The sequence below is a fragment of the Bacillus sp. BB081 genome (assembly GCF_008368895.1).
Lineage (GTDB): Bacteria > Bacillota > Bacilli > Bacillales > Bacillaceae_G > Bacillus_A > Bacillus_A wiedmannii.
The window spans coordinates 1-16,129 of record NZ_QOZX01000053.1; the positions used below are offsets into that span (position 1 = coordinate 1).

19 protein-coding genes are annotated in these 16,129 nt (G+C 34.0%); 12 read left to right on the forward strand and 7 right to left on the reverse strand.

Going from position 1 to position 16,129, the window contains the following annotated elements:
• Positions 1-99 precede the first annotated feature (99 nt).
• Positions 100-591 carry an ankyrin repeat domain-containing protein gene (locus DN394_RS21170; protein ID WP_098208884.1) on the forward strand — a complete coding sequence of 164 codons (492 nt, stop codon included), beginning with the start codon at positions 100-102 and terminating at the stop codon, positions 589-591.
• Positions 588-1,184, forward strand: a complete 597-nt coding sequence (locus tag DN394_RS21175) for a DJ-1/PfpI family protein (protein WP_046954148.1) — start codon at positions 588-590, stop codon at positions 1,182-1,184. The genes DN394_RS21170 and DN394_RS21175 overlap by 4 nt, the downstream gene beginning before the upstream one ends.
• Positions 1,185-1,204: 20 nt before the next feature.
• Here DN394_RS21175 and DN394_RS21180 read toward each other — a convergent pair whose 3' ends face one another.
• Complete coding sequence (locus DN394_RS21180; RefSeq protein WP_098208882.1) at positions 1,205-2,131, reverse strand: aldo/keto reductase; 927 nt, start codon at positions 2,129-2,131, stop codon at positions 1,205-1,207.
• A gap of 287 nt (positions 2,132-2,418) precedes the next feature.
• Between DN394_RS21180 and DN394_RS21185 the strand changes: the two genes are divergently transcribed.
• From DN394_RS21185 to dltD, 7 genes are all read left to right on the forward strand, one after another.
• Positions 2,419-2,775: an FtsB family cell division protein gene (locus DN394_RS21185; RefSeq protein WP_001228712.1), complete on the forward strand. Its 357-nt coding sequence runs from the start codon at positions 2,419-2,421 to the stop codon at positions 2,773-2,775.
• 259 nt (positions 2,776-3,034) lie between these two features.
• On the forward strand, positions 3,035-3,361 hold the full coding sequence (locus DN394_RS21190) for a DUF3870 domain-containing protein (protein WP_000271317.1): 327 nt from the start codon (positions 3,035-3,037) through the stop codon (positions 3,359-3,361).
• Positions 3,362-3,515: 154 nt separating this feature from the next.
• The gene (locus tag DN394_RS21195; RefSeq protein WP_131932393.1) at positions 3,516-4,577 is read left to right on the forward strand and encodes a dipeptide epimerase; all 1,062 of its coding nucleotides are present in this window, start codon (positions 3,516-3,518) and stop codon (positions 4,575-4,577) included.
• Between the two features lie 39 nt (positions 4,578-4,616).
• Complete coding sequence (locus DN394_RS21200; protein WP_097994094.1) at positions 4,617-5,618, forward strand: C40 family peptidase; 1,002 nt, start codon at positions 4,617-4,619, stop codon at positions 5,616-5,618.
• Between the two features lie 20 nt (positions 5,619-5,638).
• On the forward strand, positions 5,639-7,261 hold the full coding sequence (locus DN394_RS21205) for a peptide ABC transporter substrate-binding protein (protein WP_097994096.1): 1,623 nt from the start codon (positions 5,639-5,641) through the stop codon (positions 7,259-7,261).
• Positions 7,262-7,382: 121 nt separating this feature from the next.
• Positions 7,383-7,907 carry a GNAT family N-acetyltransferase gene (locus tag DN394_RS21210; RefSeq protein ID WP_098953539.1) on the forward strand — a complete coding sequence of 175 codons (525 nt, stop codon included), beginning with the start codon at positions 7,383-7,385 and terminating at the stop codon, positions 7,905-7,907.
• Positions 7,908-8,178: 271 nt separating this feature from the next.
• Positions 8,179-9,360 carry a D-alanyl-lipoteichoic acid biosynthesis protein DltD gene (dltD, locus tag DN394_RS21215; protein WP_098208878.1) on the forward strand — a complete coding sequence of 394 codons (1,182 nt, stop codon included), beginning with the start codon at positions 8,179-8,181 and terminating at the stop codon, positions 9,358-9,360.
• Between the two features lie 39 nt (positions 9,361-9,399).
• On the opposite strand, the gene DN394_RS21220 is transcribed toward dltD, so the two are convergent.
• Both DN394_RS21220 and uptA read right to left on the reverse strand, forming a co-directional pair.
• Positions 9,400-9,624: a hypothetical protein gene (locus DN394_RS21220; RefSeq protein WP_046954142.1), complete on the reverse strand. Its 225-nt coding sequence runs from the start codon at positions 9,622-9,624 to the stop codon at positions 9,400-9,402.
• Between the two features lie 169 nt (positions 9,625-9,793).
• Positions 9,794-10,399 (reverse strand): undecaprenyl phosphate transporter UptA, encoded by a 606-nt coding sequence (gene uptA / locus DN394_RS21225; protein WP_046954141.1) that lies wholly within the window; start codon positions 10,397-10,399, stop codon positions 9,794-9,796.
• A gap of 493 nt (positions 10,400-10,892) precedes the next feature.
• Here uptA and DN394_RS21230 point away from each other — a divergent pair, with 493 nt between their 5' ends.
• Positions 10,893-12,293, forward strand: coding sequence for an HD domain-containing protein (locus tag DN394_RS21230; protein ID WP_149294212.1), 1,401 nt, complete (start codon positions 10,893-10,895; stop codon positions 12,291-12,293).
• A 192-nt stretch (positions 12,294-12,485) separates the two neighbouring features.
• Here DN394_RS21230 and DN394_RS21235 read toward each other — a convergent pair whose 3' ends face one another.
• The gene (locus DN394_RS21235) at positions 12,486-13,250 is read right to left on the reverse strand and encodes a DUF1836 domain-containing protein (RefSeq protein WP_000447226.1); all 765 of its coding nucleotides are present in this window, start codon (positions 13,248-13,250) and stop codon (positions 12,486-12,488) included.
• Positions 13,251-13,509: 259 nt separating this feature from the next.
• On the opposite strand from DN394_RS21235, the gene DN394_RS21240 reads away from it, so the two are divergent.
• The gene (locus DN394_RS21240; protein ID WP_000914483.1) at positions 13,510-13,959 is read left to right on the forward strand and encodes a hypothetical protein; all 450 of its coding nucleotides are present in this window, start codon (positions 13,510-13,512) and stop codon (positions 13,957-13,959) included.
• Positions 13,947-14,255, forward strand: a complete 309-nt coding sequence (locus DN394_RS21245; protein ID WP_000447755.1) for a YxcD family protein — start codon at positions 13,947-13,949, stop codon at positions 14,253-14,255. Before DN394_RS21240 ends, DN394_RS21245 begins: the two co-directional genes overlap by 13 nt.
• A gap of 24 nt (positions 14,256-14,279) precedes the next feature.
• Here DN394_RS21245 and DN394_RS21250 read toward each other — a convergent pair whose 3' ends face one another.
• Genes DN394_RS21250 through DN394_RS21260 form a run of 3 tightly spaced genes read right to left on the reverse strand, consistent with a single transcriptional unit; the run spans position 14,280 to position 16,113 of the window.
• Positions 14,280-15,515 carry an NAD(P)/FAD-dependent oxidoreductase gene (locus DN394_RS21250; RefSeq protein ID WP_149294213.1) on the reverse strand — a complete coding sequence of 412 codons (1,236 nt, stop codon included), beginning with the start codon at positions 15,513-15,515 and terminating at the stop codon, positions 14,280-14,282.
• Positions 15,512-15,844, reverse strand: a complete 333-nt coding sequence (locus tag DN394_RS21255) for a (2Fe-2S)-binding protein (RefSeq protein WP_001080017.1) — start codon at positions 15,842-15,844, stop codon at positions 15,512-15,514. Before DN394_RS21255 ends, DN394_RS21250 begins: the two co-directional genes overlap by 4 nt.
• Positions 15,841-16,113 (reverse strand): (2Fe-2S)-binding protein, encoded by a 273-nt coding sequence (locus tag DN394_RS21260; RefSeq protein WP_000182228.1) that lies wholly within the window; start codon positions 16,111-16,113, stop codon positions 15,841-15,843. The genes DN394_RS21255 and DN394_RS21260 overlap by 4 nt, the downstream gene beginning before the upstream one ends.
• Between the last annotated feature and the right edge of the window lie 16 nt (positions 16,114-16,129).

Genomic DNA, 16,129 nt, shown 5'->3' on the forward strand with positions numbered 1-16,129 from the left:
AATAATATTATGTAAACTAATGTTTTGACAGGAAAATATAATAATTCATAGAACATACTAAAGAGCATACTTTAATATTTTAATAGGTGGGAGATTATTATGGGGATTTTACAATCAATATTTCAAGCTGTTATAAGTGGTAATAAGGAAGAAGTGGTGGAGTTCGTAAAGACAAACCCAAGTGCTGTTAACGAATTTAGTGAAGATGGTTGGACGCTCCTTCATTTAGCAGCTTATTTTGGACAAAAAGAGCTAGCAAGTTTTCTGTTAGAAAGTGGTGCAGATATACATATTAGAGCAAAAAACGAAAATGAAAATACCCCTTTACAAGCGGCAATCGCGAATAAGAAAAGTGAACTTGTTGCTTTCTTAATTGAAAAAGGATCAGATGTAAATGTTATACAAAGTGGTGGTTGGACGGGTCTCCACGAAGCAGCATTATTAGGAAATGAAGAAATTATTGTATTGCTTCTTAAAAATGGAGCTAATAAAATGATTAAGAAAAATGATGGGAAAACAGCATATTATATTGCATTAGAAAAAGGACATGATCACCTTTTACATCATTTAAAACAGGAAGTGAACGTATGATAAATAAATGGAGTGTGGGCATATTTTTATTTAACGAGGTAGAAGTGTTAGACTTTGCTGGGCCATTTGAAGTTTTTTCCGTAACCGAAGCGGATGAAGAAAAACCATTTACTGTGTATACAGTTAGCCAAAATGGAGAAATGATTACAGCAAGAAACGGATTAAAGGTAAAACCGGATTATAGTATTGAAGATTTCCCACCAGTTGATATTTTAATCATTCCCGGTGGAAAAGGCGTTCGGGAAAATGAAGTGAAAAATGATATTATAATAAATTGGGTTTGTCAGCAAATGAAAGAAGTAAAGCTAATGACATCAGTTTGTACGGGAGCGCTATTACTTGCGAAAGCCGGTTTACTAGAAGGCTTAAAAGCAACAACGCATTGGGCTAGTATTCAAACTTTCAAAAAAGATTATCCGAATGTAGAAGTAATGGAGAATGTGAAATTTGTAGATGAAGGACACATTATTACATCTGCCGGTATTTCAGCTGGTATTAACATGTCATTTCATATTGTAAAAAATTTGTTAGGTGTGGAGATTGTTGAGGAAACAGCTAAAAGTATGGAATATGATATTGATTTACAAAATTAAAAAGCCCAGGCCGGGCTTTTTTAAATTGATTGAATATAGCTAATCTCCTCATCACTCAAAATAGGGCGAACAGACGCATTTGCATTTTCTAGTGCTTGTTTTTCTGTTTTTGCACCTGGGATTACAACACTCACTGCTGGATGAGTGAGTATATAGCGAAGTGCAAGTTGCCCTAAGGTCTGATTTTTATTTGAGAGCAACCGAAGTTTCTCTACCTTTTGTAAGTCTTCTTGAAACCAATTTTCATTTGGCCAATCTTTGCGTAAATCTCCATTTGGAAAAGTTGTTTTATTTGTGAATTTTCCAGTTAAAATACCCATTTTTAACGGCCCACGAATAACAGCCCCTAGATTTTTTTCTTGTAAGAATGGCAAAATATCATTTTCTGGTTTTTGATTCAATATATTGTAATCAAGTTGTACGATGTCAATTTCATTGTTTTTATTGAAATGACGAATGTATTGTAAATCATGTGTCGAAACACCGACTGCTCTTACTTTTCCATCACGTTTTAATACTTCAAATGCACGTAAAAATGCTTCTGTTTCTCTACGGTTATGCCACCAAATATGACAAAAATAAAGATCGATGTAATCTGTTTGAAGACGTTGTAAACTTGTTTCAAATACGGCGATGATTTTTTCGGGAGTATCATATACAGGTTCTCCATTCGGATCGTAGTGATGTCCGATTAAACCGCCTTTCGTTGATAGGATAATATCATTACGATGTCCTTTAATTGCGGTAGACACTAACTTTTCACTATGTCCTAAACCATACACATCTGCAGTATCAATAAAATTCACACCACACTCAATTGCTTTTTTTATAGCGGTTATAGATTGTTTATCGTTAACAGGTCCCCATTCATCACCACCGATTGCCCATGCCCCAAAACCTATTTCAGAGACAGTTATTCCAGTTTTACCTAATGTACGGTAATGCATATTTTTCCTCCTTGTAAGCATGTTATAACATCGATATGTAGGGAAGGTATTTTGTGTGTAAAAAAACTCTTCTACAATAATAGAAAAAGAATAACAGAAACTACTATTTTATGGCAGCATACATAAAAAAATTCAAAGTAAATATGGAAATGTCGTCGAATGCTATCTTTAATTGGTTAATTTGTAAGATATTTTTGTGAAGGAGCTTATTTTATAAGAATAGAATTATAGTTAGTAAGGGATTATGCCGAGGGTAGTGAAAATATATGTGTTAGGGGGATTTCATAATGAGGAAACTCAAGCGAATAAATGTTCCTAATATAGAAGAGCAACTATCACAGCCTAATGAGAAGCGAGCAATTAATAAGAAAAAACTAAGACGATTTATATTCATGTTTATATTTATTGCGGCGGCTACTTTGTACCTTCAATTTATTTTAACGAAACAACAAGAAATAATCGTAGAAAAAAAAGATACTATAACGAATCAAAAAAAACAATTGGTCTCTTTAAAGAAAGATCAGGATTCTTTAAAGACTAACATAGAAAATTTAACAGACGATGAGGAAGAAATTTTGAAGTTTGCGAGAAAAGAATATCAATTTTCTAAGTCAAATGAAACTATATTTGTGTTGCCGAAGTAGTGTAATAGAACAGTTAGCGATTGCTAGCTGTTTTTTCATGTATGAATGGCATGGTACAAGTAACAATCACATATTGTAAAAATGAAGAGTTTGAGCTGTTTTTATAATTATGGAATATACACCGAAATAAATGTTGTTAAAATTCTGTCAATTGTATTATAATACAAGATAAGCGGATACATTTTTTAATCAACGTTGAGTTTATCACTCATACGACTATTAAGAAAACCGTTATCCCGTATTAGAAAGGACGATAGCTGTGTACGCTTCAAATACAATTTATATCGTAGGGGATGCAAAAGCACCCCAAAATAATCCTATTACCGAAAAGTTCAAAAGTTATTTTGTAGCGTTTGTACTTGTTAAGGAGACAGGGGAAATTGTAGATGCAGATTGCTCAGCGACAATTGCATTAACATCACAATTCGTTAAATATTTGTTTCTACATAAAAATATTAATGATCCACTATTGGTAACAGAAATAAAAAATAGATACTTCGGTTCGTCTCAAAAAGCACTACTTGTAGCATTAAAAGATGCACAGAAAAAATATAATCAAATCGCTGCTTTGTCTACCCATTCCTAGACAAAATCCAGCCATAAGAATCTTCTTATGGCTGGATTTTTTTATTTCACATTAACTTCTTACATGAAAAGTAAGCGAAAGAGGAGATTTATTGTTCCCAAAAAATTAATTATTTTTCCGGGATTAAGGTTCCACTTTGTCAGACAACGAAAGGATGAACAATATGAAAATTACCGATGTAAAAGTAAATCGTAGACGTGTAAATCTGCATACACCGTTTAAAACGGCGCTTCGTACAGTAACTGAAATAGAAAGTATAGATGTATATATTCATACAGATGAAGGAGTTATTGGCAAGGGTGCTGCAGCCGCAACACCAGTTATTACGGGGGATTTCGCTAACGGGATTGAAGAAGCAATTTTAGGACCGATGCGTTCCTGTTTAATTGGTCAAGATATCATTCAATTTCAGCAGTTACTGCAGCACATTCAAATGAGTTGTATTGGAAATCCAAGTGCGAAAGCGGCGGTAGATATTGCTTTATATGATGTGTATTGTCAACACCAAAACGTTCCACTTTACGCATTATTAGGCGGGAAGAAAGAAATTCATACAGATATTACGGTGAGTGTAGATGAGCCTTTTATTATGGCGAAAGAGGCAAAGCAACATGTAGAAAAAGGATTTCAAACTTTAAAAATTAAAGTGGGAAAATCTGCTCATTTAGATTTAGAACGTATTGAAGCAATTCGAAATAGTGTACCAAAAAATACGACGTTACGATTAGATGCAAATCAAGGGTGGAATCCAAAAGAAGCGGTTACGATCATTAAAGAGATGGAAAATCGAAATTTAAACATCGAATTTATTGAACAACCTGTTCATGCGAAAGATTGGGATGGATTAAAGTATGTCAAAGATCATGTACAAACGCCCATTATGGCAGATGAAAGCATATTTTCAGCGAGTGATGCATTGAAAATTGTTCAAGGAGGATATGCAGACTTGCTCAATATTAAATTAATGAAATGTGGTGGCATACGTGAAGCGTGGCGTATTGCCGATATTGCCGAAACAGCTGGTGTAAAATGTATGGTCGGAAGTATGATGGAATCTTCACTTTCTGTTAGCGCTGTAGCCCATTTAGCTGCTGCACATCCTAATATTCATTACTTCGATCTGGATGCACCGCTTTGGTTAATGGAAGAACCGGAAGGAATGACGTATTCTGGATCAAAGGTAAACCTTCAATCGACAGTGAATAGTAAATCTTAGGAGAAGAGATTAGTAAACTATCTTTTAAGGGGGATATATATGAAAAAAGTAGGAACTGCATTTTTAACAACTTTATTTATATTTTCATCGTTTACATCAGCACATGCTGAAGAGAAGAAAGAGAGTAAAGCGTTTATCGATGTATCTGCCGCAACACTTTGGACTACACCTGATTCATTACGGCCAATTGATGTACCGAGCGCTACAAATCCAGTTGATTTGTGGAAGTGGACGAAATCGATGACGCTTGACGAGAAACTTTGGTTAACAAATGCAAATAAATTAGAAACGCAAGCGCTATTAGGTCAAGAAGTAACGGTTGTTGATAAAAAAGGGGACTGGGTGAAAGTGTTAGTCCATGGTCAGCCAACACCACGAAACGAAGAAGGTTATCCAGGGTGGATGCCTGAAAAACAATTAACATATAATCAAGAATTTGCCGATAAAACAAATGAACCTTTCGTATTAGTAACGAAACCGACAGCTATTATATATATAAATCCTTCTGAAAAACATAAATCGCTTGAAGTGAGCTATAATACGCGACTGCCGCTACTTAGTGAAGATACAATTTCATACCGCGTGTTGTTACCAAACGGACAGAAAGCTTGGCTACGTAAAAATGATGGCGCAGTTTACCGTTCTCAAAATGATATTCCAACTCCGGCGGCTGATGATTTAATAAACACTGGAAAAATGTTTTTAGGATTACCGTATATTTGGGCTGGTACAAGTGGTTTCGGATTTGATTGCTCTGGATTTACACATACGATTTATAAATCACACGGTATTACAATTCCGCGGGATTCTGGTCCGCAATCGAGGAATGGAGTTGCGGTTGATAAAGAACATTTACAAAAAGGAGATTTAATCTTCTTTGCACATGAGCAAGGAAAAGGTAGTGTTCATCATGTAGCTATGTATATTGGTGATGGGAATATGCTTCACTCACCGAGAGCTGAAAGATCGGTAGAGATTATACCGCTAAACACACCAGGATATATAGAAGAATACGCTGGTGCTCGTCGTTACTTACCTTAAAAAATAGAGGGGGTTTTCAAATGAAAAAAGTTGTTCGTTACTCATTAATTAGTACTCTATTAGTTTCTTCATTCTTAGTTGGCTGCGCAAAAGAAAAAACAACGACAAAGCCGAAAGATGAGAAGAAAGTATTACAGTTACTAGAAACGGGTGAAATTCCGTCTTTAAATTCAGGGAAAGTAACAGATGCGGTATCGTTTAACGTTTTGAATAATGTAATGGAAGGATTATTCCGCTTATCAAAAAATGATGAAGTGATTGAGGCTGGAGCACAAAAATATGAAGTGAGTAAGGATGGGAAAACATATACATTCCACTTGCGTGAAGCGAAATGGTCTAATGGAGATCCAGTAACAGCACAAGATTACGTATACGCTTGGAAGCAGCTTATTAATCCGGATACCGCTTCTCAATATGCATACATTGCGTACGATGTGAAAAATGCGGAGAAAATAAATAAGAAACAATTAGGGTTAGAGGAATTAGGAGTAAAAGCGACGAATGATAAAACATTCGTTGTAGAACTAGAACATCCAGTGCCGTATTTTACGAAATTACTTATTTTACCGTCCTTCTATCCAATTAACGAAAAATATGCGAAAGAACAAGGTGATAAATACGGATTAGAAGCAAATAAAGCGGTGTATAACGGACCATTTACATTATCGGATTGGAAGCATGAAGCGAGTTTTACAATGAAGAAAAACGATAAGTATTGGGATAAAAAAGAAGTAAAGCTAGATGAAGTAAACTATCAAATTGTTAAAGAAATTTCAACTGCAGTAAATTTATATGAAACAGATAAAGTTGATAGAGCTGTCATTTCTACAGAATTCGTAGATAAATATACAAATAATAAAGAGCTAAAACAATATACAGATCCGGTTATGTACTTCTTCCGATTCAATGAAAATGTACCGATTCTTAAAAATAAAAATGCACGTCTTGCGCTAAGTACAGTGTTTGATAAGAAAGGACTTGCGACTTCGTTTTTAAATGATGGTTCAGTTGCTGCAAACTATTACGTACCAAAAGGATTTTTAAAAGGTCCAGATAAAAAGGATTTTAGAAGTACGGCTGGTGAGTTTAATAAGACTGATGTAAAACAGGCGAAAGAATATTGGGAAAAGGCGAAGCAAGAGACAGGTACAAATGAAGTGACGCTTGAGTTATTAAACTATGACTTAGAAAACTTCAAAAAAGTAGGAGAATACATTAAAGAGCAACTAGAGAAAAACTTACCAGGCTTAAAGGTAAATGTAAAATTACAACCACACACGCAAAAACTAGCGTTAGAGAAGAAGAAAGAATATGAAATGTCATTATCACGCTGGTTACCGGATTATCCAGATCCAATGACTTACTTAGAAGTATTCCTTTCTGGCAGTAGTGTGAACAATACAGAATATGCAAATCCAGAATATGATGCGTTAATTAAGAAGATCAAAACAGAATTAGGTAATGATGAAAATGCTCGTTGGAAAGCGATGCAAGATGCTGAAAAAATGCTACTGGATGACGCAGTAATTGCACCGGTATTCCAGCGCGGATTATCATACTTACAAAAGCCGCATGTGAAAGATTTATATGTACATCAATTCGGTCCAGCTACAAGTTTAAAATGGGCAGATGTGCAGAAATAAAATTATGGAGAAACAGACTTCACGTATGTGATTGTCTGTTTTTTCTTAGTTAAAATTGGATAAATAGTCCATGTTATAATTTACTAGTCTGTATACAGTATGTGGAGGGGAATGAAGTTTTATGTTTGAAGAAAAGAAAGTAATACATACAAAAAGGTTATTCATGAGAAAACCCATTATAGAAGATATTGATCAATTTTATAGCATATTAAAGGAAGAAGCTGTTGGCAAATGGCTTGCTAAATCAAGGGGAATGTCAAAGGGAGAAGCAAATGACTATATTATGCAGCTAATATCACATTGGGAACAGTATGGTTTTGGGGTATGGTTGTTAGTTAATAGAAATACAGGAAAGCTCTTAGGACATTGTGGTTTAAGAAAGGTAAATGAAGCAGGTGAAATAGAAATTATGTATCTCCTTGCCCCAGAATATTGGGGGAATGGATATGCATCAGAAGCAGTAGAGGCTTCCATTCAATATGCAATAGAGACTATGAATGTAAAAAGAATAATTGCTAGAGTAAAGGTAGCAAATGAGAATTCGAAAAAAATTTTACGAAAGTTAGGTTTTACATATACTCATGATGTTGATCATAGCGGGCGTTTATTATCGTACTTTGAACTCCATACATCATTAGATGAATGATAGACATTTTCTATGTTTTTTAACTGTTTAAAAATAAAATTATTACTAAAATTCCAGTGTGAAATGTATGTAGAATCTTGTATAATTAACGTGTTTCTATGGAAACATTTTCTTGTGCTATTTATATAGGACTTAATAAGACAAGGAAGGAAATACATACATGTATATAATAGATAAATAGAATGGAACATGTATAGAGAAAAAGGAGAGAAATGATGGCGTGTCAAAAACAAGGGTTACAATTTAATAGCGTTAGAAAGAGGAAGAGACGATGAAAATGAAGCATGCTTTTGGTCCCATAATTTTAGCGTGTGTGCTTTTTTTCATTATCATATTAATCCCATCGAAAAGTTTAGTATCACTTATTAGTGAAAAGAAGGTAGAAGATGCGGCAACTTCCTTACAAAAAGAAAAACTACAAAGTGTTTTCTTACAGCAAAAAATGTTAGAGAATTCGCAGTATTTACCGATGTATGGTTCATCTGAATTTTTACGAATGGATGCATATCATCCATCTAATTACTTTAAAGTAAATCCGGCAGGTTTTACGCCATATTTAATGGGGATTGGCGGTACGCAAAGTTTAGCTCATATATTAAATATGACGTCTACAATGGAGGAGTTAGAAGGTAAAAAAGTAGTCTTTGTTTTATCACCACAATGGTTTACAAAGACAGGGGTATCACAAGGGGATTTTACGAACAATTTCTCTAAGCAACAAGCATATCATTTTATTTTTAATGATACAATAAATGTTGAAATGAAGAAGCAAATTGCGAAACGACTATTAGATTATAAAGTTGTTCAAGAAGATGATATATTAAAAAATTCATTAGAAGGTATTGTATATAATGATACGAAACATAACGTAAAAGCAGGTTTAGTTAAACCACTTGCTTATATGCATCGTAATATTTTAGATCATAGAGATTTATTTAACTCCTTATTTAAGATTGAACCGATGAAAGAAAAAACTAATATGGGACTACGTTCAATATCTTGGGTAGATGCACGTAAACATGCAGAAGAAGAAGGTAAATTGGAATCTACTACAAACACATTCGGAATTGAAAATCCGTATTACTATAAACATAATTTGAAGAAAAAATTAAAAGGTTTAAAAAACTTTAGAGCAAATGAATCATATGAAGAATCACCAGAATATGATGACTTACAAATTGTTTTAAATATATTTAAAGAGAAAAATGTTAAGCCACTATTCATTTCTGTACCTGTAAATGGACCGTGGTATGATTACGCTGGTTTCCCTAAAGAACGCCGCGAAGTGTATTATAAAAAAGTTCGGGAACAAGTTGAGAAAGCAGGATACCCAGTAGTTGATTTTTCTGGCCATGAATATGATAAGTATTTCTTAAAAGATACAATTCATTTAGGTTGGAAAGGCTGGATTTACTTTGATGAAGCAGTGCATAACTTTTATACTGAAAAATAAGTGTGGAGAAAAAGGAACGGCTATAAGCTGTTCCTTTTTTTAGTATAGAGGATTTTGATGTGGGCAATTCGGAAAGGCATGTATATCTTGAATTTGTCTAAAATCATAATGCTTCATTGCGAATTGAGCTTGATAAAGGTATTCATACACATATAATTGACCATCATGTGCTGAACATAATACACCAGAAGTTCCCTGCCCATTTATGAAGGAAATACCGATAGGGCGTCCGATTAAGTATGATATTTTTTGTTGCCAATGCATAGGGGAATCACTCCTTTTTGATATAATATACGAAAGGAATGAATGAATTGTTGCTTATCCATGTAAATGTTAAACTGAAGGATTTGCTTGTGATTTTGAAAGATTAGTCAATTTTAATATAAAAAACCGCTATAGTTCGTAATGAATGTATAGCGGTTTTTTTATTATCTTAAGCAAACTTTTTACGTTTTTTCGTCCATTTTTTAATGATGAAGTATAAAAGAATAAGAATGACGCCGCCAATTGCGAATGATTTCACATATGGTCCAGCAACTTCGTTAATATTCTCCCAATTCTCACCTAGTTTTTCACCTAAATAAATGAAAATAATAGACCAAGGGATGATTGCAAGTGCTGTTAATGTAGTGAAACGTAGGAATGACATTTTTGTAATACCAGCAGGAATTGAAATTGCATGGCGTACTACTGGAATGAAGCGTGCTGTAAAAATTACGCCAGTTCCGTAACGATTAAACCAATCTTCAGCTGCATCAATTTGTTTTTTATGAATAAAAATATATTTTCCATAACGTTCTAAAATAGGGCGTCCACCGTATCGTCCAATCCAATAAATAAAGATTTGAGCAATAACACCGCCAATTGTACCAAATACAACCGCGCCTAAAAATGAAATACTACCATTGAATACTAAGTATCCCGCATAAGCAAGAACAATCTCACTTGGAATAATCTCAATCATAAGTCCAAGCATAATGCCCCAATAACCTAATCCTTCAAAAAATGTTAATACTGAATGAATAAAACTACTTACCATTGTTGCACCTTCTAGTTTATGTATTTTTGAATAGGTGAACCTTTTACTTAATAAAATAAAAGGTTCACTATGTGTAGATTATACCTTATTTGTATAGGGGATTGCTATTTCAATTCTTTTATGTCTCTCATAAGTAGTATAGTACAGGATATGAGCTTAGTTTTCATGAAGAGAAAATGAAAAGATTATTAAAAATTTCTTATATATAAATGATAATGTAATAGGCTTTTAATTTACAAAGTGAGAAGAGTAATGTATGCATAATAAGAATTAAAATTATGGACTATTTTCTATTTGGGATAGAGGTATGATTCGGCTGATAAAAACAAAAGTATTTCAAAGGGTGGCTTATAGGTTCAAAAATATAAAAATAATTCAAGGAGAATAAAAACATAAATATTCTCTTATCACCTAGACAGGTACTTCACTTTCGAATAACGAATTATAATGTTAATAAAATTTTATAGAAAATTAACGTGATGAAGGTGAAAATATGAAAAAAGCATTATTAGAAAAGGCCTCATATCTACATAAAGCAGAAATAGAACAATTACATAAAGCTATATTAGTTTCTGAGAAAGCACATGAAGGACAATTTCGCGTTTCGGGTGAGCCCTATATTACTCATCCATTTGCAGTTACAGAGATTTTGTTAGAATGTAAGGCAGATATTATCACTTTAGTTGCAGCATTACTACATGATGTGGCGGAGGATACAGATTATACAATTGAGTATATACGTGATATATTCGGTAAAAAAGTGGCTGATATTGTAGAAGGATTAACTAAAATTGATAAAAAACAAATCCCTAATAAAGAAGAGTATGAAGCAATAAATTTAAAGAAATTATTGTTAGCTACACAAGGAGATATAAGAGTAGCTATTATAAAAGTAATAGATCGTCTACATAACATGAGGACTTTACAGGTAAAAGCTGTAAAAAAACAAGTTCCTTATGCAAATGAAACACTCAAAATTTTCGCTCCGATTTGTAAAAGGCTGGGGCTATTTCATATTCAACACGAGTTAGAAGATTTAGGTTTTTATTATCTTAATCATTCTAAATATAAGGGCATGAAAATACTTTTACAAAATTATGTTAAGTTATTAGAGGGTTTGTCTCAAAATATAATGCAAGATATAAATAATTTTCTAAATCCACCTTTAATATTTGAAGTTAACTATGAAGTAAGTCCTATTTATACAGCTTATTCTCGTCTCCAAGATATTCAAGACATTACGGTGGTGTCAAAAATAATCATCACGGTCTCAAGTAATTTAGACTGTTATAAAATATTAGGAATTATACATCAACTATACAAACCAATTCCTCATCAATTTGAAGATAACATAGCAATTGAAAGTGATGTATTAAACAAATACTTAAAGACCAAAGTGGTAATCAATAACCATGAAATAATGATATGTATTGAAACAAAAATAAATCAGGAGATACGAGATAAAGGGGTATTTCATATTCTTACAAAAAGTATAACTGATAAGGAGATGCAAAATATAATTCATAAATTGATGAATCATTTTATTAAGACAAATGATCTAGTAACTCAAGATGCGATTGAATCTTATGATTTAGTATCATATGAACTATTCCAAGATAACATTGTTGTATTTACTCCTAAGTTAGATTCCGTGAACTTACCGCAAGGTGCTACTGTAATTGATTTTGCTTTTGCATTAAACCCTGAGATCGCTAAGTATATGTCAGGTGCTAAAGTTAATGGTATAAATAAATCGATAATAACGAATGTTTCACATCTAGATATAGTTGAACTTTTGGTAACTGAAAATATTAGTAGTGTGAGACAGGGTTGGTTAAGTTTTGCTAATAGCTCAAAAGCTCAAATCGAAATTTATAAAGAGTTACAAAGATGAGGGAATTAAATTTATCGAGAAAACTTGTTCGAAATATAATAGAATGAAATGATCATTTTTGAATTAATAATAGGCGATTATGTTTTTTTATAATTAATACTTAGAAAAACAAGCATCAACCTGTTCTAAGTATGTAACAGATTGATGCTTGTTTTCGTTATAAAAAAATAGAAGCATTTCTGCTCCTATTTTTTACGGTTTCACTTCTAAATTTTGTAAAAACAAAGTTGCTGTTACGTAACGTTTCGCTAACATTTGTACATAAGCGGTATGTACAGAAAGGGTCGCAATAATAATAGCGTTACGAATTGCTTCACGTTGTTCGTTATTAACCTGATCGAACTTGCTTGCAATTTGATCAGCTCTTTCTTTCACGATATTTTCAATTGTATGGATTGTATCTGTTGCATTTAGTTGTAAGCAATTCCCTTGGTTGAGTTCTTCAAATAGAGAAGAGTATGCTCCATATAAATGAACAGGATTGATTAAGTCATCACTTCGATCGGCTGGGTCATTTACGATAAGGCGTAATAGCTTACGAATGGATTCAAAATCAAGTGCTGTTTTTAAATCTTCAACAATGAATAGTAAGGCTGCTTGTTCAATTGAATATTTTTTTCCTTTTTGAGGAGAGCCAATCATTTCTTTAATATCTCGTTTCACCCAGTTTTGCATGGCCGTTACTGAGAAACTTGTATTTTCAATCTGATTTCCAAGCGCAACTATTTCATTTAATGAAAAACCGACGTCTGTATCATCAATTTTAATCAGTTTTTCAAAAATAGGTGAAAGTGCGGTAGTAATAAAAGCAGTTACGCTTTGTCCGCTTTCAATATCTTTTTTATGTGACTTTGCCCACGCTTCTTGTAAAATACCGAGAGGCTTTTTCGTATTCCATCCTCTTAAAGATAGAAGAAGGGTAGCCATTTCGTTTCGTGTGAGATGAAATGTTTCCATCTTTTCACCTCCAAAAATAATAAAAAGTTCTTATGAACCTATAATATGTTTTGTTTCATTTAAAGTCAATTCTGTTTTGCTTAATTTTTCCTTTGTCATCAAACTGTCGTAAGTAAATAATGCTTGCATATTTCGACAAAAGTTCATATAATAAGTTCATAAGAACCTTTAAAATGTTCTTAAAAATAAATCTATCATTCTGAATTTACTAGAAAGGTAGATTTCACATATATCTATATAAAAGGAGAATGGATATAATATGTTGAAAAAACTTGTAGCAGTAATGACAGCATTCATGGTTATCTTTGGAGCTAGTAGCTTCATGTTTGTAGATCACGCAGCAGCGAAGAGTTACAAATCTGGTAAAAAATCATACACACCAAGTTCTGGTCAAAAGTCAAAAGTTGATTTGAACAAAAAAGATAGTAACGTAAATTCACAAAAAACGACTCCAGATTCAAAAACAAAAGCAACAAACACAGCACCAAAAAGTAATAAAGGAAGCTTTATGAAAGGTTTATTACTAGGTGGTCTTGGTGGTTTACTAATGGGTAGCTTATTTGCAAATATGGGAGCTCTTGGTTCTGTATTAGCGTTTATGGTAAATATGTTAGTAATGGCTGGTATCGTAATGTTAGCAGTTCGTGCATTTAAATACTTCAAAGATCAACGTAAGAAAAAGGCAGATGAAGTAGCTTGGAAACAATAAAAATTTCTGAACAAGAACTTATCAATGCACTTTGCGTATATATCGCTGAAAAAAGACAAGTTGGTCCAGAAGAAGTTTTAGTTGAATTAATGTATGATGATGATTACGGCTTTTCTGCTGAAGTAGAGGTAAATGGTCGCAAACAAATTTTAATTCAAGCGAACTTAATCGAAGCACTACGCTTATTGCTTGACAGAGAATATAATGTCAATTCATTCGCAGCAAGACTACAACTTGAATTAGATGATGAAGAAGGCATTTACGCATTAGCAAAGTTTAATAACTCAGATGAGTAGAAAAAAGAGCTGTTGAGAGTAATCTCAGCAGCTCTTTTTAGTATGTGCATATGCCAGGGAATAATCACGCCAAATTTCATTCATTTTCCGTCTACCGAGATCAATCATCGGGTTAAATTGAATGGCAGCTTGTTGTCGTACGGTATGTACATGTTGGATCGCCTGTTGCAAGTGTTGTTCAACCGAATGGGATTTTGTATTTGCTTGTTTTACGATTGAATATCCAGCAACAGTTCCTTGTGCCATTGCAATTTTCCCACTTTCAATGCCAGTTATATTGCCGGCTACAAATAAACCGGGAAGAGGGGTTTCCATCGTTTCGGAATGCAGTGGAACATGGCCGCCTAATTCCGGAATGTAACGGAAAGGACAGCCAGCTACAGCAGCAAGCTCAGCAAGAGGGTATAAGCCACCGGCAATACAAACGAAGTCTGCCTCGTATATTTGTTCCGATCCAGTTATGATGTTTCCTTTCGTATCAATATTAGCAACGCGTACACCTTCAACTTGATCTGTACCGATAATTTCAAGAGCTGCTTTTCGAAGGTGAAGTGGTGTGCCATTTATTTTCATACCGTTATTTGGATAGAAGTTTAATCCAGCTTGTTTCACCCAATTATATTTCATCAATCGACTACCTATACGTAATAAAGGTGATGGAGCAAGGTGTGCAGCATGTAAGAGAGAGTTTAAAACTTCTTCTGGTTCACCAGCCTTTTGATTTAATTCACTTTTTTCAGGAAGTACGATATGTTCCACTTTAATTCCCGCTAGTTGTAATTCATTCAAAATAGCGAATGACAAAATGTTAGCGCCAATAATTACTCCTTTTCGCCCAACTTGAACGCGATGTACATTTGTCATTACTTGGGCTGCACCAATCGACATGACTCCTGGAAGTGTCCAACCAGGAAGGGGGATAGAGTACTCAGCAGCGCCAGTAGCAAGTAAAACGAACGGTGCTTCTAACGTACCGATATTCGTATGTACGAACCAAGAACTTTCATCTTTATCTAAATTATAGACGGAAATGCCGCATCGCATATTAACTGAAAGTGATTTTGCTTCTTCACGAAGTCGCTTCGATTCTTCTATTCCATTCCACCATTCTCCAGTAGGTTCTTGATGTAATTGTCCGAGTAACCTTCCGCCAGGCTTCATAAATTCATCAATAACAAGTACATTTAGTCCAAAACGAGCACAAGAGATGGAGGCTGACAAACCTGCTGGTCCAGCTCCGATAATAATGACATCGTTCATCGCTTTTTCACCATCTCTCTCACGATATTTGGATGCTGTTTACCACTATCAACTACCATATCTTTTTCTACAACAGTTAAGCATGCTCGTACGTTCGTTTGATTGTTTACTGTCACGCGGCATTCAGAACAATGCCCGATATTACAGTAAATACCTCGCGGCGTTCCGCTATCTTCATGTACTCTTAATGTTCGTATTCCGTTTGCAAGTAAAGCCGCCGCAATGGTTTCATGTTCATAGGCTTCATATTGTTGCCCGTTAAATTGGAAAGTGATGCGCTTACTACTATTTAAACTCCCTAAAATAGGGTGATGTGTAATTCTATTCATTGATTTTCACCTACCGCTCCAAAGGTAACTGCGCGTACTGGTGGTTGATATTTTAATGGAATTTCATTAGTGTTTACATCGGGATTTGCACTTTCAATCATTCGATCTATCATCATTCTACATGTGCGGCCACCGCAAAATCCCATGCCAGCACGTGTTCTTAGTTTTAATTCTCTTGCCGAGCATTTATATGCAGCAATTGTCGATTGAAGTTGTCCGTATGTAACTTCTTCACATCGACAAACAATTAAGTGATCTTTATTCGTCATATGTATTCCTCCTCTA